The sequence below is a fragment of the Sphingobium boeckii genome (assembly GCF_014199215.1).
Lineage (GTDB): Bacteria > Pseudomonadota > Alphaproteobacteria > Sphingomonadales > Sphingomonadaceae > Sphingobium_A > Sphingobium_A boeckii.
On the sequence record NZ_JACIJC010000003.1, the window covers coordinates 1 to 18,901 of the forward strand.

The 18,901-nt window shown below is 53.4% G+C and carries 19 protein-coding genes; 3 read left to right on the forward strand and 16 right to left on the reverse strand.

Annotation, left to right across the window (positions count from 1 at the left end):
- From FHS49_RS08610 to FHS49_RS08630, 5 genes are all read right to left on the reverse strand, one after another.
- Positions 1-155 (reverse strand): sigma factor-like helix-turn-helix DNA-binding protein (locus FHS49_RS08610; protein WP_184017486.1); only part of this gene is annotated, 155 nt, incomplete at its 3' end.
- 241 nt (positions 156-396) lie between these two features.
- On the reverse strand, positions 397-1,623 hold the full coding sequence (locus tag FHS49_RS08615; protein WP_184017488.1) for a hypothetical protein: 1,227 nt from the start codon (positions 1,621-1,623) through the stop codon (positions 397-399).
- A gap of 238 nt (positions 1,624-1,861) precedes the next feature.
- A complete protein-coding gene (locus tag FHS49_RS08620; protein ID WP_184017490.1) occupies positions 1,862-2,764 on the reverse strand; it encodes a glycosyltransferase in 903 nt (300 codons plus the stop codon).
- A 72-nt stretch (positions 2,765-2,836) separates the two neighbouring features.
- Positions 2,837-3,883, reverse strand: a complete 1,047-nt coding sequence (locus FHS49_RS08625) for an EpsG family protein (protein ID WP_184017492.1) — start codon at positions 3,881-3,883, stop codon at positions 2,837-2,839.
- Between the two features lies 1 nt (position 3,884).
- A complete protein-coding gene (locus tag FHS49_RS08630; RefSeq protein ID WP_184017494.1) occupies positions 3,885-4,700 on the reverse strand; it encodes a glycosyltransferase in 816 nt (271 codons plus the stop codon).
- 873 nt (positions 4,701-5,573) lie between these two features.
- Between FHS49_RS08630 and FHS49_RS08640 the strand changes: the two genes are divergently transcribed.
- Positions 5,574-6,770: a DegT/DnrJ/EryC1/StrS family aminotransferase gene (locus FHS49_RS08640; RefSeq protein WP_246350521.1), complete on the forward strand. Its 1,197-nt coding sequence runs from the start codon at positions 5,574-5,576 to the stop codon at positions 6,768-6,770.
- A complete protein-coding gene (locus tag FHS49_RS08645; protein ID WP_184017498.1) occupies positions 6,767-7,411 on the forward strand; it encodes a DapH/DapD/GlmU-related protein in 645 nt (214 codons plus the stop codon). Before FHS49_RS08640 ends, FHS49_RS08645 begins: the two co-directional genes overlap by 4 nt.
- On the opposite strand, the gene FHS49_RS08650 is transcribed toward FHS49_RS08645, so the two are convergent.
- Genes FHS49_RS08650 through FHS49_RS08685 form a run of 8 tightly spaced genes read right to left on the reverse strand, consistent with a single transcriptional unit; the run spans position 7,412 to position 14,221 of the window.
- Positions 7,412-8,491 carry an SRPBCC family protein gene (locus tag FHS49_RS08650; RefSeq protein WP_184017500.1) on the reverse strand — a complete coding sequence of 360 codons (1,080 nt, stop codon included), beginning with the start codon at positions 8,489-8,491 and terminating at the stop codon, positions 7,412-7,414.
- 42 nt (positions 8,492-8,533) lie between these two features.
- Positions 8,534-9,298 carry an SDR family NAD(P)-dependent oxidoreductase gene (locus tag FHS49_RS08655; protein ID WP_184017502.1) on the reverse strand — a complete coding sequence of 255 codons (765 nt, stop codon included), beginning with the start codon at positions 9,296-9,298 and terminating at the stop codon, positions 8,534-8,536.
- Positions 9,295-10,347, reverse strand: coding sequence for a 3-oxoacyl-[acyl-carrier-protein] synthase III C-terminal domain-containing protein (locus FHS49_RS19630; protein WP_221240452.1), 1,053 nt, complete (start codon positions 10,345-10,347; stop codon positions 9,295-9,297). The genes FHS49_RS08655 and FHS49_RS19630 overlap by 4 nt, the downstream gene beginning before the upstream one ends.
- Positions 10,344-10,562, reverse strand: a complete 219-nt coding sequence (locus tag FHS49_RS08665) for an acyl carrier protein (protein WP_184017506.1) — start codon at positions 10,560-10,562, stop codon at positions 10,344-10,346. Before FHS49_RS08665 ends, FHS49_RS19630 begins: the two co-directional genes overlap by 4 nt.
- 15 nt (positions 10,563-10,577) lie before the next feature.
- On the reverse strand, positions 10,578-11,627 hold the full coding sequence (locus tag FHS49_RS08670; protein WP_184017507.1) for a 3-oxoacyl-ACP synthase III family protein: 1,050 nt from the start codon (positions 11,625-11,627) through the stop codon (positions 10,578-10,580).
- A 40-nt stretch (positions 11,628-11,667) separates the two neighbouring features.
- On the reverse strand, positions 11,668-12,504 hold the full coding sequence (locus tag FHS49_RS08675) for an alpha/beta fold hydrolase (protein ID WP_184017509.1): 837 nt from the start codon (positions 12,502-12,504) through the stop codon (positions 11,668-11,670).
- Between the two features lie 60 nt (positions 12,505-12,564).
- Positions 12,565-13,203, reverse strand: a complete 639-nt coding sequence (locus tag FHS49_RS08680; protein WP_184017511.1) for a sugar transferase — start codon at positions 13,201-13,203, stop codon at positions 12,565-12,567.
- A gap of 4 nt (positions 13,204-13,207) precedes the next feature.
- Complete coding sequence (locus tag FHS49_RS08685; RefSeq protein ID WP_184017513.1) at positions 13,208-14,221, reverse strand: hypothetical protein; 1,014 nt, start codon at positions 14,219-14,221, stop codon at positions 13,208-13,210.
- On the opposite strand from FHS49_RS08685, the gene FHS49_RS08690 reads away from it, so the two are divergent.
- Entirely contained in the window at positions 14,220-14,438 is a 219-nt protein-coding gene (locus FHS49_RS08690; protein WP_184017515.1) for a hypothetical protein, read from the forward strand. The two genes, FHS49_RS08685 and FHS49_RS08690, sit on opposite strands and share 2 nt — an antisense overlap.
- Positions 14,439-14,470: 32 nt before the next feature.
- Here the strand turns inward: FHS49_RS08690 and FHS49_RS08695 are convergent, their stop codons facing one another.
- The 3 genes from FHS49_RS08695 to FHS49_RS08705 are packed head-to-tail and all read right to left on the reverse strand — an operon-like array spanning position 14,471 to position 18,897.
- Entirely contained in the window at positions 14,471-16,672 is a 2,202-nt protein-coding gene (locus tag FHS49_RS08695) for a GumC family protein (protein WP_184017517.1), read from the reverse strand.
- 39 nt (positions 16,673-16,711) lie between these two features.
- Complete coding sequence (locus FHS49_RS08700; RefSeq protein WP_184017519.1) at positions 16,712-17,518, reverse strand: polysaccharide biosynthesis/export family protein; 807 nt, start codon at positions 17,516-17,518, stop codon at positions 16,712-16,714.
- The gene (locus FHS49_RS08705; RefSeq protein ID WP_184017521.1) at positions 17,482-18,897 is read right to left on the reverse strand and encodes an O-antigen ligase family protein; all 1,416 of its coding nucleotides are present in this window, start codon (positions 18,895-18,897) and stop codon (positions 17,482-17,484) included. Before FHS49_RS08705 ends, FHS49_RS08700 begins: the two co-directional genes overlap by 37 nt.
- Between the last annotated feature and the right edge of the window lie 4 nt (positions 18,898-18,901).

Below are 18,901 nucleotides of genomic sequence, written 5' to 3' on the forward strand. Positions count from 1 at the left end.
CTCGGCCTTTCCGGCACCTTGAACCGAGGCTCGACCGTGTCCGATCGCAGATATTTACGAACGGTGTTGCGGGATAGTCCAGTGCGCTTCGCAATCTCCCGGATCGATAGATGATCCCGGTAATGCCAGCGCCGGATGACGCTCAATAATGCCATGTTCAACACTCCATGGTCCCCCGCTCATCAAAGCCAGGGACGGGTTCAAACATGGGTCACTTCTCAGTGGAAATTACTGGCTTCCCCGGGTCACTTCTCAGCGGCAATCAACACATTACTGGAAGAGCGAGGCACCGAACTTTTAATCAGTAGGTCGCTGGTTCGAACCCAGCAGGGTTCACCATTTTTCCAATCAAGATTACAATCCAGTCGGAGCCCACGTCCGGCTCCCGGCGATGCTTCAACGGGTTGCAACGCTGAGATTGTGGTTGATCCCTTCCAGTACGCTGCCGCGCGGAACCGTCATGGGAATGGTTGAATGACAATTGCGGAACACAAGCGGGGTTCGGGGATCGACATCCCATTTATATGGAATTCCGGGCCGAAAAAAAGTAAAGTGGACGGATTCGAATGCGATTAGGCCGATCGTGTTGCGCGCCTTGAGAATATATTCGTGGCTCCCTTCGAAATAGCCACCGAGGAAGGTCATCAGGCGGACATTCGACAAATCCAGAATTGCCTTGCCCAAATATCCCCCGCCCTCGAAACGACCACCGATCACGAGTACATCCTCAGCACCCGCAAGCTTCATTGCAGAATTAAGGAGATTCTTGAATTCGGGTTCGCGAAAGGTGTTGCGATTGACAACTGGGTGCTCACACACGATCCCATAGGTCGAGGTGTCGCACAGGATCCGGTCGAACAGCGATGTCTGCAGCGGGCCGCGAAACCGAAACACCGCGTCGGCCATCTCATAGGCACCGACATTGATGAAACTATTGTGGTCGGTTTCTCCACCGATGTCGAAGCCCGCGCGCTGAGACATCATTCCGAAATTTTCGAATGATGCAAAAATCAAAGGTTCTGATGTGAAAAATACGGGAATATCCGGGAGCTTGTGCTCGAAATTATAGAGTACCGACTCAGTGACTCCATCGCCGTGCAGGCGGGAAAAGCTCTGCGGCGTGAGCGAACCGGTCAACCTGTACAGTCCGCTTTGGACAAAGCCGGCCTTGCCATGAACACCGTCATATACGCCCGACGCTTTGATCAGGTCGCGGATCGCTTTCGTATCGTCTGACCGAATATCCCCTTTCGCTCCGAACCACCGCGCGTCAAGGCGCTCGGCCCGATCCGCAAATGTCGGCTCCCCAAATCGACGCCAGCGCCCCTGATCCGGCTTCGCCCACCCGATTATGGACACACCGTCATCTGCGTCAGATGATTGGCTGTCGAACAGAAAAGTCCCGCCGCCGCCATCGAAGGGAACCTTTGCGCCAAGGACCACCGCCATAACCCGCGTTTCGGCATTTTTCGGGGCAAACATTCTTAGTTCGTTGAAACTATCAAACGAAAGCATCGATAGCGGTCGCCCCTTTCCCGTCGGAGCCGCCTGCGCTTCACCGGCTATCAGGGGCAGCAGCGCGGCCTGCGAAAGAGCTAAAAAACTACGTCGAGGGTAAGGCATCGTCCGATCCTGGCTTCGATTTGGCATTAGTTTATGTCGGGCCTAGCAGGGCTAGTGCGGAGACGGGAGATGTAACTACTATGTCACGAGGCTATCTTTATCCTTGATCTTCGCCAGTGAAACACCGTGTTTCAAGGTAGAATCAGCGCCCTTTTTCGGATCCTTGAGCTATCGCGCTTCGAGCACCTCAGCGAAGCACCGGCATGAGGTGGATCAGTGACCGGGCACTTTGATAGACTCAAATCAGGCCCAGCAAGAACGCCAACGCCAACGCCAGGCGGGATTTGAACTCACGCCTCAGTTTGCCCACCCGGCTTGCCAGCCAGAGTCGATCAGTCACACTCAGCCTTGCGACCCTGTCCAAGATCGCCTGCTCCTGCCTGTTCTCAGGGTTCAAAAACGCCCGGTTGCGAAGCAGGACTGACCGATACCAACCCTCGCGCATCAGCGAGAGCCGTTTGATCATCCCCCCCACGCCCGGCATCGCGCCGAAGAGGTTTTGATCGTGCTGCCGGTATCTGATGCCTGGACGCTCGTCGATGACCCATCGAAGGCCGTGCGAGCGGCAAATCGCATAACACAGCCAATCGTGGGACATACCTTTCCAGTCATGGCCGTCGAGCCGCTCGATTTTTTCGGCGATCAATCCGGCTGCGCGCCGATCAAGCACATAGGTGCAGCCTGCGGAGGCCGATTGGAAAAGGTGATCATAAGCGCGCTGGCGGCCAGCTTTGTCGATGACCCACGCCTCTCCGCGTGCCTCCGAAAAAGCGATCAAGTTCGACGCATATCCAGACGCTTCATTTTCGCGCAGCATCTGAACTGCCCGCTTCAGTTTGTAGGGCAGCCAGATGTCGTCTTGGTCGGCAAAGGCGAAATAGTCATGCTTGTGATGCGGTACATCCAAAAGGATGCTCAGAAAATTTTCGCAAGCAGCACCAAAACGATCTTTCGCATTATCAAGCAAAATGATCTTTCCCGGATGAGCTGCGGCAAACGCCCGTATAATGTTGAGCGTGATATCGCTCGACCGGTCATCCCGAACATACAAAAATACAGATATATCACGTTGAGATATAATGCTATTTATTTGATCTTCGATGAATTTCTCGCCGTTATAAGTCGCCAGAATCACGCCCACTGACGGCAAAGGCCCCGCATGGGCATTTTGGGCAAGAGAATTCAAAGGGTCGCCATTCCTAAACGCTGCCAATTACAGAATTGCCAAATTTACATTTATAGAAAATACGATCAAACTTAATATAAATATTAGAAATCCAGTAAAATACGACCATCCACCTTTAAATGAAAAATCAATCCTAGCGAGCGCCGGAATAACAAAGAAAGGGGAATATCTTAACGAAACCACAGGACTCGACAATAAAAATAGAATTACATATAAAAATAATGAAATTGCTATAAAAATCTTATCTACACCCTGATTTTCATTTGCCATATATATCAAAAACAACCCCAAACCGACCGTTGCTCCCATGAAAACATAGTGTATAACAACACTTCCACTTTCCTCAGCAACATTGGCAGAATTTGCTTCTGGTATATAGACAGTATATTTTGATAAATAGGAAAATGATCCTATAAAATCGACAGCTGATTGAATTCCAAGACTACCTAAAACTGCATAAAGCGATGTCAAAATGAAGAACGTCGCAAATATGTAGCGTGACTTGATATTAACCAGTCCAAATTTCTTGAATGCCAACGTAACTAAAATGGCGGGCACCGCCAGCGCAGTCGAAACATGAAACAGGAACCCAGCCAGAAGTATAGGAATAGAGCGCCACCTGCCCTCGATCGCTGATATTGCAGCAATGGCAGCCAATATATAGGCAGGCGTAGCCCGGATCGTAATGAGCCCAAGGAGCGGCCCATAAAGTGCCATCGCTATTGCCAAGGCCCTCCACGAGGATTTTCGGTAAACATAATAAATAGAAAACGGAAAAGCATAAATTAAAAGATATCTTAAAAAATAAACAGCCTTTTCGGAGTCCGCAGTCAGATCTCGAAATACGATCATCAGTGCCTTGGATAAGGATTCAAATCGCCACCAATCCGAGGTTCGAAAAAAATAAATCGAGTCAATATAGAAGAGATATGTATCCGTATCTGAAAAATCCCGCTGACTCTTAATTAAATTTAGACAAACAAACAAAACTGTCGCAGCAGTCAAAAGATAAATTTTATTAACATCAATCAAATTACGATCAAAAAAAGATCGTCGGGCGTTCAATTTTTCCATTTCAAACATCCAACCGCCTCTTCGCAGGAAGAGCAAACAATCCGTCACGAATACCGTTAACAATTCCCACAGCCGTCTTAGATTTTGACGAGCTTACAATAAAATAAACCGGAATTCTATATAAGAGCTTCAGAAGTTCCATTACCGTAAACATTTTAGGAACGTAGGCTTGCCGGGCCATCCATATTACATTTCTTGTGATATAATAATGCCGCACCGGAGAACGGTGGATAGGCTTATAATGACCTAAAAAATTTATCCCAGAATCGCCCATATCGTGATTCATGTCGACGTCAACGGCCTGCACAATGGAAAATCCCATGCTCTGGGCCCTGTAGCACCATTCATGATCGATGCAGTCAATGAACAAATCAGCCCACATGCCCCGTACTTTTTCAAATGCCTCGCGATCGATCAAGCTCCCCGATGTACTTAGGCGCGGAACAATTTCGAATGCTTTATTTCTATCTTTGACTCTGTTTACCACTCCGTGAGCCTTGCGATCCCGAAGGGTCGGACCAGCCAGAGCCACATTCACCCCCTGTAAAACCGCAGCATCAAAAACCGAAGAGAGCCTTCCCAGCATTTCCGGCGTCGGTCGACTATCTTGATCCAGCAACAGGACCCTCTCGGCACCGCTATCAAAGGCCTTCTCTATCCCGATATTGAGCGCTGCAGCCAAACCGATGTTAGTCGGAATCGCGCAAACGGTTAATCCGCACACACCACTCAATATTCGACCATTATCACGGGAGAATTCATTCCAAACCACAACGACCGGATTCGCCAAAGACGCATAACAACGGATGAAATCCAATGTCTCGTCATCAGGACGAAAAAGAACAATAACATTGCAGCACATCATAAATTATATCTGACGCAGAAAAAACCGATGCCCACCAGCAAAAATCCGACTGCTCGTCCCGCAACATATGACATGATTACGTCATTGATTTTCTGAAGATCGATCGCCTTGAACAATATTTGATCCACGAAGAGCAATATGACGATTGTCCCGAAAAAATTGATGATTTGCCCTATATAAGATATCGAAAGTCGGAAATCGGGAACAATAAGCGCGCCCAATATCGGAGCCGCCAGAGAAATACTAAAAATGACAGATGTGAACAATGTCATAAAAAATAGCTTGTCCGAGAAATTCGATATATTTAAAGAATTTCCAACTTCCCTACGGCTTGGAAGCATCAAAGCGCCCGAGATAACCTTCATTGCTATAGACCTTATAGATCTATATATAAAAACTATATGAAACAACGCAGATAAAAAAAATGTTGAATATATTATTTGAAAAATTATTTGGACAGGATAGCCAATCTCCACGCAAAACGCGAGAGATGCAGTAAAAATTAGCGTAAACATTCGAGCGGAATAAAGATAAATATTTGATCGACCCACATATAATCCGACATCCGTCGATGACGATTGGGCACGGACAAGCCACGACGATGTTTCTATCAAAAAAGCAATCGCTTGAGACAGAGGAGTGATTACAAGTAAACCACTTAACCAATACATCCCCTGAACATTCGGCATCGTTGATACTCAAGCAATCAGCGGGGCGTGAGCACCGAAGCGCGCACGGATGTTGCGGCTTAATTTCTTAAATCAAAAAGTCCACCATATAATTGAACCTATTCCAGGCATTTCGCACTAGAAATGACTGCCCCCTATGGATATCGCTGCCACTATGCAGAACGCCCCCCCCGCCCCGTGGCCCAGCTTCACAGAAGAAGAAGCCACCGCCGTTGCAGCCGTGATCACATCCAACAAGGTCAATTATTGGACCGGGCAGGAAGGCCGCGCGTTCGAGCGCGAATTCGCAGCCTGGACCGGCAGCGCACAAGCCATCGCGGTCACCAATGGAACGCTCGCGCTCGATCTGGCGCTGAAGGCGATGGACATCGGTCCGGGCAACGAAGTGATCGTGACGCCCCGAAGTTTTATTGCCTCCGCATCGGCCGTCATCAATGCGGGGGCGACACCCGTCTTCGCCGACGTTGACCTTGATAGCGGCAATATAACGCCGTCCACCATCACCGCCGTCATGACAGATCGTACAAGGGCAATCATCCCGGTTCATCTTGCCGGCTGGCCGTGTGACATGGACGGCATCATGGCGCTGGCCGCCCAACGCGACATATGGGTGATAGAAGATTGCGCGCAGGCGCATGGCGCGAAGATCGGGGGACAGAGCGTCGGCAGCATCGGTCATGTTGGGGCCTGGTCCTTCTGTCAGGACAAGATCATGACCACCGGCGGCGAAGGCGGGATGGTCACAACCGACGATGAGGCACTCTGGTCGACGATGTGGTCGTTCAAGGACCATGGCAAAAGCTTCGACGCGGTCTATAATCGCGAACATGCTCCTGGCTTCCGCTGGGTCCATGAGAGCTTCGGAACGAATTGGCGAATGCTGGAAGTTCAGGCCGCAATCGGCCGGATCCAACTGACCCGAATGGTTGAATGGAATGCACGCCGGACCATAGTTGCGCAGGCGCTGGCATCAGCGCTGGCCCCCTTCTCCCACGCCGTTCGAGTACCCGTGCCGGCAGATGGGATGACACACGCTTATTATCGTCAATATGGCTATGTCAGGCCGGACGGACTAAAAGCCGGCTGGTCGCGCGACAGGATCATCGCCGAATGCAATACGCGCGGCGTGCCGGTAATGCAGGGCAGCTGCTCGGAAATCTATCTGGAAAAAGCGTTCGATGGCACACCGTGGCGACCAAAAGAGCGCCTGCCCGTCGCGCGCGAACTCGGTGAAACCAGCCTGATGTTTCTGACGCATCCGACGATCACCGACGAAGAGATCAGGCGCCATGTCGTTGCGATTGGCGAAGTGATGGCAGCTGCTGCGTCATGAACCGATTGATGGTGGTTGGCGGCGGCGGCTTTGGCCATGAGGTCATGGCCTGGGCAGCGGACTGTCACGCTGCCGGCACCCTGCCGCCGCTTAGCGGATATCTGGATGATGTCGAGCGAGGAGCATTGGGCGGGCGCCTCCAACGCATTGGCAGCGTCGCTGACTATTCGCCCCAAGCTGGCGACGAATTGCTCATCGCTGTCGGCGCGCCCCGCACCAAACGCCAGATCGTTGACCTTCTTCGCTCGCGAGGCGCCCGCTTTGCCAAATTGATCCATCCAAGCGCAATTATCGGATCAAACTGCCAGCATGATGAAGGTGTCATCATATGCCCGCTGGCCATGAACACCGCGAATACGCATATGGCTTCTTTTTCAACGCTTCTCAGCTTTTCGGGCCTCGGTCATGACGCGCGTCTGGGAGCGTTTTCGATTGTCAGTTCACATGTGGACATCATGGGACATGCGACCGTCGGAGAAGGCGTTTTCATCGGGTCCGGCGCTCGCGTGATGCCGGGTGTGAAGGTGGGCGATGACGCGCGCATAGGCGCAAACGTCGTCGTTCAGCGCAATGTCAGTGCGGGTTTGACGCTTTTCGCCGCGCCAGCCAAGTCGCTCAAAATGCCATCTTCGGACAAGTGATCATCCGTTCATCGCGGCCTCATAGGCTGATGCAAAGGCCTTGATCCTGATTTCGTCTGCGCCCAGAACGGGCAGACGATTTGCGGCACCCATACCTCGCTGCACGTTTTCCAATATGGTTTTGTCCTCGCCGATCACCTGTTTCCCCAGGGTAACTGCCTGCCGGTTGATCAGATCCTGGCGCGCCTGGGCACGATCATCAAGGTCGATTTTTGGCGCAAAAAAACGTGTCCGCAAATTTGTCTCGCCCGCAGATATCGGGACGGCGTGCCCCACATAAAACGCAGCGCCCTCGCTCGACGAGATGAACAGGTTCGGAAAAATATGCACATGGAAGAAAGACTCATGCACATATTCCCGATCGATGAGATGCGCCACCGCCCGGGCCTTCAGCGCATCGCGCGCCGTGGGAGATTTCGGAAAATGGGACGAGCTATGTCCGAGTGCAATTCGGACATCGGCGATGGCCTTCTTTCCAATTCCCAATCCTTTTACAAAGGTCTCGGGATGGACGAAGCCGCAATGATAACATTCGAGCACATTCTCGACCAACAGCTTCCAATTGCATGCGTGAGCAATCGTGCCCTGATTCGTCAGAGGACCGATCACCCGGCTTAACTGATCGAGAACAAGTGCGAATTCACCCAGAAATTCCGTCAGAGAAGGCGGCGATTCCTCCATGGAAACGAAAACGAAGCGCCCGCAGATCTCAACGTGAAAGCGCTGCAGGCACAAGCGCTCATCATCGCCGCCTGAAGGAAACTCTTGTCGTGGAGGCAAGGTTTTCGGGCGTCCGCCGCTATCAAACGCCCAGCCATGATAGCGACAGATGAGCGGGCGGTTACCCCGCTCTTCGGTTTGAACGAGATTTAGTCGATGTGGGCATACGTTGCGAAACGCACGCAGCGCGCCGGCAAAATTCTGCACAACCACGGCCGTTCCCGGCAGATCCAGAGTCACGAAATCCTGATCGTTCGCCAACTCGTCTGTCATCGAGACAAATTGCCATCCTTTTTGAAAAAGGGACGGCATTTCTTTCAGCAGACAAGCGGGATCGAGATAGTTGGAAATCGGAATCACAGTTCGACAATCCTGTCGCTGACGCCGGTCAGGCGCGTTATTTCACTTTGCTGCGTAACCGCCATCCACCGGCAAGTCGATTCCGGTGATCCAGCGTGACGCATCGCTCAACAGGAAAGCCACCGCGCCTCCAACATCCTCGGGCTGCCCAAATCCGAGTGGATGCAGGCTTCGATAGCCGTCGACGAGTTCTTCGCTCACGCTTTCAACAAAATTGCGATGCATGGCTGTCTCTACCGCGCCTGCAGTGATCGAATTGACCCGTATTTTCCGTTCGGCGAGTTCGATCGCGAGAGCACGAACCAAACCGCTGGTCGCAGCTTTTGCTGCGGAATAGGCGACCATCCCCCGGCGCCCTCGCACCGCCGATACCGACGACATAAAGACCAGAGATCCGCCGTCATTCATCGCATTCTTGCGAGAAAGCGCCTTGGCCATCCCCAGCGCACCCATCACTGCGGCGCCAAAAAGATCGTCAACCTGGGACTTCTTGGTCAATCGCATGGGCATCACCAGGCTGGTGCCGGCCGAATGAAAGAGACCGTCCACCGCCCCTCTTTCGAGAACCAGTTTCTGCACAAGTGCATCCGCCTGAGTAAAATCACCGACATCTGCGGCATAGGTCGCGTGGGATCCGCTTCCTGCCAGCATGGTCTCAGTCTCGTCCAGCCGTGCTTGGTCTCGTCCGATGAGCGAGAGATTTGCACCAAGCGCGGCCATATAATTTGCCGCTGCCTGCCCCAAGCCAGAAGATGCCCCGGTAACAACGATATGCTTGCCAGTCAGGCTTTCCGACGCAAAAATCATAATGTTATGAGATCAACCGATTTCAGAGCGCCCACGTCGATCGAGGCACCGCCCCATGAATAACCGACACCGAAACCGAACATGCCGACCCGGACCGTGCGAACTGAAAGAGCCTCTTTCAGCTTGTCACACATCAACAAGGGAATGGTAGCGCTGCTTGTGTTGCCGAACGCATCGATATTGATCGGAACCTTTTCACTAGGCAATTTGGCTTTTTTAGCCAGATGATTGATCATGAAGGTATTCGCCTGGTGAAACAGGAAATAATCATAATCTTCAGCCGATCTATCCGCAATCTGCATGGTTTCCGAAACCAATGTGGGCACGGCTTTCAGAGTAAATGTAAATATCTCACCCCCGTCCATGAACAATTTGGTTTGATCATTCGGCGTTTTGTCATGTGTTTTCTGGCGCGAAGCACCGCATGGAATGATCAGATTATTGGCGCCGCGTCCATCAGTTCCGAGTACGAAATGGGCTGGTGCGGCATTCTCGTCATATTCAATGGCGGTCACCGTGCCTGCGTCGCCAAACAACATGGCAGTCGCCCGGTCCGTAGGGTCCACCACGCGGCTGCTTGTATCGCCGACTGCCAGCAAAACACGCCTTGCTGCGCCCGTTTGAACGATGCTCATCGCCAACCACAGGCCATAGGGATAGGCGGAACAGCCTAAATTAACATCGAACGCAATAATGCCCGGGCGAAGGTTCAGTCGAGGTTGCATAACCGCAGCCGTCGCCGGAAGGCGATAATCGGGAGTCTGGGAAATGAAAATCAAAGCATCGACCGAGCCAGGTTCCCAGCCAAGGTCAACCAGCAGTTTTTCGCCGGCCGCAACACACAAGTCAGCAGTCGTCGTCTTTTCGTCGACCCAATGGCGGGTACGCACACCAGTCATCTTGGTGACATCGGCAACGCCTTCGCCAAACTGGCCGACAAAATAGTCGTTACCAACGATGCGTGGTGGCACGCACGCGGTCAATCCAACTATCGCAGCAGAATGCACATTGGCTGCCTGCCCGCTTTTCAAAAGACCCTCGACGATCACGCCACCGCCGCGTCGATCAATTTCCGAATATCGCCTACAGTCTTGCATTCAGCGAGATCTTCGGCGCCGACGGAAACATCATGTACTTCGTCTATGAGTGCCAGAGTAGAAACAACCGCAAGCGAATCCCATAATTCGCCGAGTTCGAAACCATCTTCGAGCTCGCTGGCGTCCACTTCCAAAATTTCAGCCAGCCCGCTACGGAACTCAGACATAATAACTCCTTGTTTTTAAAAACTTACTGAACATGCCGCCCAAGAAAGGCCAACCCCGAAACCAACTAACATATGGCGCCCTGGCGGAAAACGCCTTTGTTCCGCAATATCCTCCAAAACGAATGGTATCGACGACGAAACAGTGTTCCCGATATCGGCATAACGACGCGGCATCGCGTCATCGCCAAGTCCAAGTTTCTTTTGGAGCGAATCCAGCAGGAACTTATTGGCTTGATGCAGGATGACCTTGTCGAACGCCTCAAGCTGGAGGTTCATTTTGCCTGTGAGGCGCGCAACCACTTCCGGCACCCGCTTGAGCGTGAAGTTGAGCACCGCCCCGCCATTCATATACAAATGATCGCGCGACCGTACATTACCACTTTTGTCGATCGTCTCCGTTGCTGTCTCCGCACTGCGTGGCGTCCGAAATCCGCCACCTTCGACGATCAACTGATGAGCACCACCGCCATCGGTACCAAATTCGAACGGACCAATGCTCCCGGTGTCGCCAGCGTCATTCCGTCTGATCAAGGTAGCCGCAGCGCCATCGCCGAACAGGGTGCGCACGCTCTTGTCCTGCAAGTGTATATATTTCGAATATGTGTCCGCCGTCACCAGCAAGACTGCAGATGCCAAACCTGCCGCGATCAGCCCGGCTGCCAGTGACAAGCCATATACGAAACCTGAACAGCCCAAATTGATGTCGAGCGCGCCAATACCGTTGTTTAGCTTCAACCTGTCCTGCATGACGCACGCGGACGTTGGAAGAACGTAATCGGGCGCCTGGGTGCAGAAAATCAGAAAGTCGATGTCGTCCCGACTTATCGCTGCCTGCGTGAACAATTTTTCCGACGCTGCAACCCCCAAATCCAGAGCGGTTTCGGCTGGCCCGGCAATATGGCGGGTCGCGATCCCAGTCTTGTCAAATATCTTTTCAGCTGGCCATTCGGGATACAGCGCAGCGAGGGTCGCATTGTCCAGCACTGCTTCCGGCACATGCGTAGCGATGGCAGCGATATGCGCATTCACCACCCCAGACACTGCATTTTGCACGTTCGTTGTCATCAATCAACATCGCTGCGTGCAAAGGTCCGGCGCCAACCCATCAGATATGTCCTTCTATAAAATTGATAACCCGCTTGGCGTGCACGGACCAATTCCTGTGTACTTCATGCAAATGCCCGCCACCAGCCGCAATTTCCACAATTGAATGCACGTTCGCCAAACTTCCGCGCATGAACTCCAAAGTAGCATCGTCTGTTTCCCATATACGTTCATGTTCGCTGAGAATGCTCAACGTCGGGCAGGAAATGCGCGCTGCTACAGACGAATATTGCTCGGGCCATTGCAACAGCACTTCATCCACGTCCTGCCTGCGCCACGGCTCTGCTGATCTCCGAAGAGCAATCGGAGCACGCCAGTCAAAACTCCCATCGGGTCCGAAGAAAAAGGCGCGCGGCAGCACGATGTCATTTTCAGCATTCAAGCAGCCATGCCACGCCATTGCCGTGATCGACGGACGAGCACCGATTCCCGACGTCACCACGCATTTCAGCGTTGAGTGTGGCTCCGCCGCCCAGTGCATGGCGACAGCCCCGCCAATGGAATGCCCGAATACGGAAACCGGTAAGTCCGCATTTCCCAGCGCCTTTCCAGCCCTTTTGGCCAGACCCGACAAGAGGGCTGCTGCACTTCGTATCGGCGCGGCAGCATCGATTGCGGGCGACACCCCATGGCCCGGCCGATCGACAATTAGCACCGCATGGCCAGTCGCTACAGCCTCGTTGACAAATGAAAAAGAGGGTAGATCAAAATACCGACCATTGCATCCTCCGCCATGAACACAAACTATTAAAGAAATCGGCTCACTTTCAGAGGTGACAAGGCGGCCATGAAGGTTGCTGTATTCCAGAAAATTCCGATTGTTATTCTGAAAATTCATGCTTCAGTCACAATATTATTGCTTCGAAATGTCAATCTCTCTCGGGGATCGTAGGCATAATCATGAACGATCCTGACGGTGCAATTTCGAATCCGCTTCAATGCACGTAATGGAGCCCATGAACTCCTGCATAGTAGCTTCGCCGTCACCGCTGATACCCTCTCGGTTTATTATTTTCCAAAAGGTCATCATCAAGATCTTGAGATCGAGAACCATATTACGATTATCGACATACCAGACATCCAGAGCAAATTTCTCGTCCCAGCTGATCGAATTTCGACCATTGACTTGGGCCCACCCCGTAAGCCCCGGCCTGATTTCATGGCGGCGGGCTTGGAACGGCGAGTATCGCTCCAGATAGCTCATATGAAGCGGACGCGGCCCGACCAGGCTCATGTCACCGCGAAAAACATTCCAAAGCTCCGGGAGCTCATCAAGGCTTGTCGAACGCAACCAGCGGCCAAACAGAGGCAAGCGCTCCGCATCGGGCAACAGCGCGCCATCGGCAGTCCGCTGATCAGTCATGGTCCGAAATTTCATTATATGGAAAGGCTTGTCACGAAGGCCTGGGCGCTGCTGGCGAAACAGGACAGGTGACCCCAGAAGCAAACGCACAGCCAAGCCGAGAGCCACGATCAGCGGCAAAAGCAAAACAAGAGCAACCATCGAAACAATCAGATCAAATCCACGTTTCAACATGCAATCACTGTGCCTTCGATCCAGGCGCGAGCTTCATTGACCCAATCACCAAATTCACGGGATCGCGGCCGATCCCACCGGCAACACGCATGTCGAGGCGCACCAAACCACAATCCACCGGCAGCATTATTTTCAGAATGCGCTTTTGCGGCGTGGACGAGTCCAGCATGTTGGAGGATCTTGTTGCTCTGCCGACCGATTTTCCCGCCAGACAAGTCGCGATCCAATTCGCGCTGCTTTCCAAATTGCCCATTCTGTCGGCGATTTGCCAGTAAAGGGTATCGCCCGCCCGCGCAGCAACGATCTTTGTTGCGGCAATGCCGATGGTACCAGGCGCGCCAAATACATCCAGGCCGGTTTCGCCATTTTCCAGGCTGACGAATTCCGCACCCTGTGCATTATCGTTCGGGAAGTTCCAGACGAAGGGTGGATAGCCTTCATCGATCTTGCCGTTGATAGCGCCGCTTACATTCCGAAGGCTTGCGGAATCGGCGTCCGGCAGCAAGGGGTAGAGCCGCAGCGCTATGGCGTAAGATCCCTCATTGACCAGCCGGGCCATGAGAGGCCCATAAACCGATCGGATATCACCAACATTCGGTGCATTCTTCCGGCGCTCCACCAGAAGCTCGGCAATGGGAGCCGCGCGCGGCAATTGGGTGATCGCGGTCTGAAAAAGGCGCAGCATCCAAGGGTTATCATCGCGAATATAGGGCGCGAGATGCCGCCGCCCTTCAGCCAATGGGATTATGAGTGCCATGCGCGGAATGACGAGGTCTGCAGCCTCGCCATTCGCCCTGATCATCAAATCAAAATGACGCAGTCCGCCTACTATGTCTCCGCGGCGAAGATTATCGGAACCCAGCCACATTTGCACCGCGGAATCTCGACGGGAGATGCGTTCGGCCTGCTGCATCGCACGACGGGCGTCGCCGGTCTTGCCCTGAATTTCCATGCTCGTGCCGACCAGCCAGAGCGACCTGGGGTTCAGCGGTGCATGGGTCAGCACGGTGCGCCCCATGATCGAGACGGCCCTGGAATTAACCCGCGTGCCTTTGCCTACCAGCTTAAGCGCCATGCTGGTCTGCCCGCCGCGCCACGAAAAGAAGCTGCCGCCCAGCGGCCTGAAGCCGTCAATCGGCAGCCCGATCGATGCTGCTGCTTGTGAAAAGGCAAGCACAGCCAGGAAAAGTCCCGCCACGAGCCCCGCGAATAACGACGGGGTCAATCTACCTTGACCATTCATGGCGCAATAGCCTCCCGCACCGCCTTAGGACGCCTTTTGCACGACATGGTCCTTGCCATAGCCATAGCCGTACCCATAGCCATAGCCATAGCCCGACTGCTTGGCCCGATATTTCGTGAGCAGTGCACCAAGGATATGCGCGCGTGATTCACGCAATCTCGAAATCGCAGCCTGCGATGCTCTGACTGCGGTACGATCGGCTTCGATCACATAAATCACGCCTTCAACAGCATTGGCTATCAAAGCGGCATCGGACAGGCCGAGCATGGGCGGGCTATCAAGAATGACGTGATCAAATTTCCCGGAGAGTTTTTGTACCAACAACTCCAGCCGGTCACCGCTGAGCAGTTCCGAAGCACTTGGCGGCGTAGGCCCGGCCGCCACAAAGCTTACATTTGAACCACTGATAGCCTGGATAAGCGATTCCCAATTGTCATCGCCGGCCAGATAATTCGAAACACCTTTGCTATTGTCCAATCCAAGACGGCTCGCGACCACGGGGCGTCGCATATCGACATCGACCAGCACGACTGATCCGGAAGTTCGACCGAGCACACGGGCCAGCGAATAGGCCGAGGTCGATTTCCCCTCCGACGGCGAGGTGCTTGTCAGCGCCATTGTCTTGGGAACACCATGATTGGTCGAGAAGCTGAGATTCGTTCGGACCGTCATATAGGCTTCGGACATGATCGATTTGGGATCGTCGATTTCCGCGAGCGTCTCATCGTCTACAGCCGGCACAGCCCCTAGCAGAGCGACGTTTAGCCGCTCTGCAATCTGATGAGGTTCGCGCACGCTTTCATCGAGATTCTCAAGAATCACGATGGCGAGACCGGCCAAGGCCATGCCAAGCAAAAGAGCGAGGCCCATGTTCAATATGAGCCGTGGCGAAGATGGTTTGTCGGGAGAGAAGGCATCATCGACTGTTGAAATATTGTTGGTGCCTACGCCAGCAACACCAATTTCCTTATAGCGCTGCAAAAGGCCATCATAGAGCTGGCGATTGGTGTCCACCTCGCGCTGATAGATATTATACTGAATGCTTGACCGGTTTTCAGTATCGAGGCGGCCCAACAACTTATCCACGCGCGCGCGAAGCGTGTCCTCATTCTGTCGGGCCGCATCATACTCACTTGAATAGGCATTGCGGATACGGCCCTCCTCCACGGTAATGGCCCGATCCAGCGCTGCAACTTTCTGCTGGCTTGCCCGCACCGACGGATATTGGGGCTCGAACTGCACCAGAAGCTCCTGATATTCCGCATTGGCCTCAGCCCGGCGCTGCCGAAGCAGGTTCAGAGACTGATTGGCGAGCGCCAATTGCGTGCTTCCCGGCGCCCGCGCGGCGTCTAGCCGCGACTCCGCGTCGGTTCGCGCTGACGTTGCCTGCACCAACAGCCGGTTGAGTTGCTCAAGATCGCTTGATGCAAGCGTTTGCGTCGTCCGCGTTCGACCATCGGCGCTTTGTGTTTCGGACAGGCGCACGATCCCCTGCCGCGCCGCATAATTCACAAGATCCCGTTCCGACTGCTCGAGACGATCGCGTAGGCCTTGCAATCGGGATTCGAGATAGACGCGCGCGTCGGCCGTCGAAGACAATCGGCGATCCATGCTTTGCTGAATAAATTCGCTCACCCACGCATTGGCGATCTGGAGAGACAGTTCCGGCGAAGCGCTCGTGTAATTGACGTCTACGAGCGCCGAGCCACGCAAAGGAGAAATGACGATATGATCGAGGAGCAGCTCAACTGCCTGCCGCTCGCGTTCGCGCATTTCTCCGGCCGAAACCGGGCCTGATTTGGACGCAGAAAGCATGCCTTCGCCTTCTGGCGTCTCGCCATGCGCCGCAAAAAACTCCAGTTTCCGTGCCAGACGCAATTTGCGCTCCACGCGATGCGCAAGTGACCGCGCATTGAGAAGCGAATATTGCGTGAGGTAAAACTCCTGATCCGGCGCACCACTTTTATCCCGCTGCAGCCCTTCCACGTTCGTTACATTGGCCTGCTCCCGCGCAATTTCGATGCGCGACGTGGCCGTGTATTGCGGCGTCATCAACAAAGTAATGACCAATCCCGCTATCGTAATGATAGCAATAATCGCAACAACAAGCCAAATATGCCGCTTCAGCGCATTCCAATATTCCAGCAGAATAGGAATTGACCTTCCGCCATCTGCTTTTTGACTATCAAATTCTTCATTTGACGCTGCGTTAATGAGATCGGTCATCAAAAAATTCTCGCAAAATCTTGAATAAATAAATTCTAATTATCGATTATCCAAAACCGCGATCAATGGCGAAATGAATAGCGGCGAAACGGCGATGATTTGCTGGAACAGTCTTCGCCCTGGAGAGTCACCGACCACAACGACATCACGAGGGTAAATGATTGGATCTGCATAGGCGCCGCGACGGATAGCCGCCAGGTCATAAAGCGCTATCATCTGGCGCCCATTGACTGTCCTGTGCACGACCACTTCACGCAATTGTGCAAAATCGGTAGTACCCTTCGCCCCAGCCACCGATCGCATCAGAGTGAGGCCCGCAACAACGGGATAATTGCCGGGTTGCTTCACCTCACCATCCACGGTGACGTAATTGCTGAGCGCTTCCTCGAGATTTACAGCCACCTGCGGGTCGCGCACATAATTCTCGCGCATCTGGCTTGCGATGAGAGCACTGGCGTCGCCGAGTGAAAGACCACCAACATGGATGACGCCGGCCATGGGAAGAACGATATTGCCTGTTCCGTCGACAGTGACCCGACGGTCTGAAATCTGCTCGAAACCGAAAACATCGATCACAAGTTTATCGAGTGGTCCAATGACATATTTATAAATCTGCTGATCACCGACCTGCCCGTCCGGACCCGGCAGTTCATTCGCATCGATGCGCGTAACCGAAGGCCCGCCCAACCGGTCAATTTTCAGGCCCGACGAACATCCACTGGTGCACAGAACCAACGCCAGCGCAAAGGCACCCATGCGATATGGTTTGATTACGGCCTGTCTCACATTTCTATCCTGCATAATCTCTGTCATTTCCGGCCCAATCGATACGCATTCGAGCACCATGCGGCGGCAACAGCCGCATAAAGCATCAATGATGGAACACGCAGCGGATAATCAGCGAAACTCGCCAGAGCAAGCATGGCCAACACCGCAAGTCCTGCACGCCCCATAATGTGAAAAAGAAAATCCGCATCGCTCGGCCGCACTGCACGTCGCCGCATCAACGCAATGAATGTCAAAACACCGAGGACGACAGCCCAAGTTGCAAGCACGAGCGCGGGAATACCCCCAGTCATGACAATTTCAGCCAGATCATTGTGCGCGTGATTGAAATAGCTGGTCGAAATCAGGGCATCTGGCTCGAAAATCTGATAGGTTTCGACGAAGGTGCCTATTCCGCTTCCAAACGGAAAGAATCTCTGCGTCGCCTCCAATATCGATGGCAGCGCCTGCACACGCAATTCGGAAGCGGCATCGGTCTCCAGAAGACGCTGCAACGCTGGGGTGCTGACCAGAACAATGATGCTGGCCAGAGACAACACCACGGCCAGACCGACGCCTATCAGACGTGAACGATGTTCGCTGCGTATCCCGACAACCCTCCCGGTCGCCACAGGCGCTTTATACACCCACCAGGCCGCAGCCAGGCCGACAACCATCAAGACCAATCCGCCGCGCGATCCCGTCATCAATATGAGCGGAATCAGCAGACCGCCCCCGGCGATCGTGATCGAACGATAAAAGAACAGCCGGTCCGGCCGCCCTTTGAACAAAGACAGATTAGCTGCCAATAAGGGATACATCGTAGCCAGGAGGATGGCCTGATGATTGCGATTGGCAAAAAAACCGACGCTGGTTCCGATATTGGTTATCCGATAGAAATAGAGCAACCCGTTCGACGGACCGATCGCCTGGATCATTCCGATCACGCCGCTCAAAAATCCCACGCCAAGCAACAGAAGCAACAGTTGTTGATGCCTGCGTTTTTCAAGGACAAGCACGACGACGATGACCGCCAGCGGACCAGCCAGAGAAAAGAGCGCATTCCAAGTGCGGGCCTGCGCCATCGACAGGGGCTGCCAAGGCAACGCCATCCCTGCGCTTTCATAGATATTCACCAAGAAATCGCGACCCGGCAGCGCCGTCCATATGGCGGGCGGCAGCGGCACTAGGTGAAGCGCGACAAGCCCGAGTACGGCGGCGCAGAATAGCAAAAGCGCCCTTCCATTTCGCCAGGCTTCCAACCCATATTGCGCGATTGCCAGCATCAAAAGAAAGGCTGATAAAGGCCGCCAAATAAGAAGCGAAGACAAATCGTCCCGGCCACCGCCAACCATGAAAAACGCCGAAATGATCAGGATCAGCGCAACGGCGAAAGGCATGCGATCAGGCGTGCTGGTTGACGCAAAAGAAAATATCCGGCGAATGGAATATCTTTTCATGGAA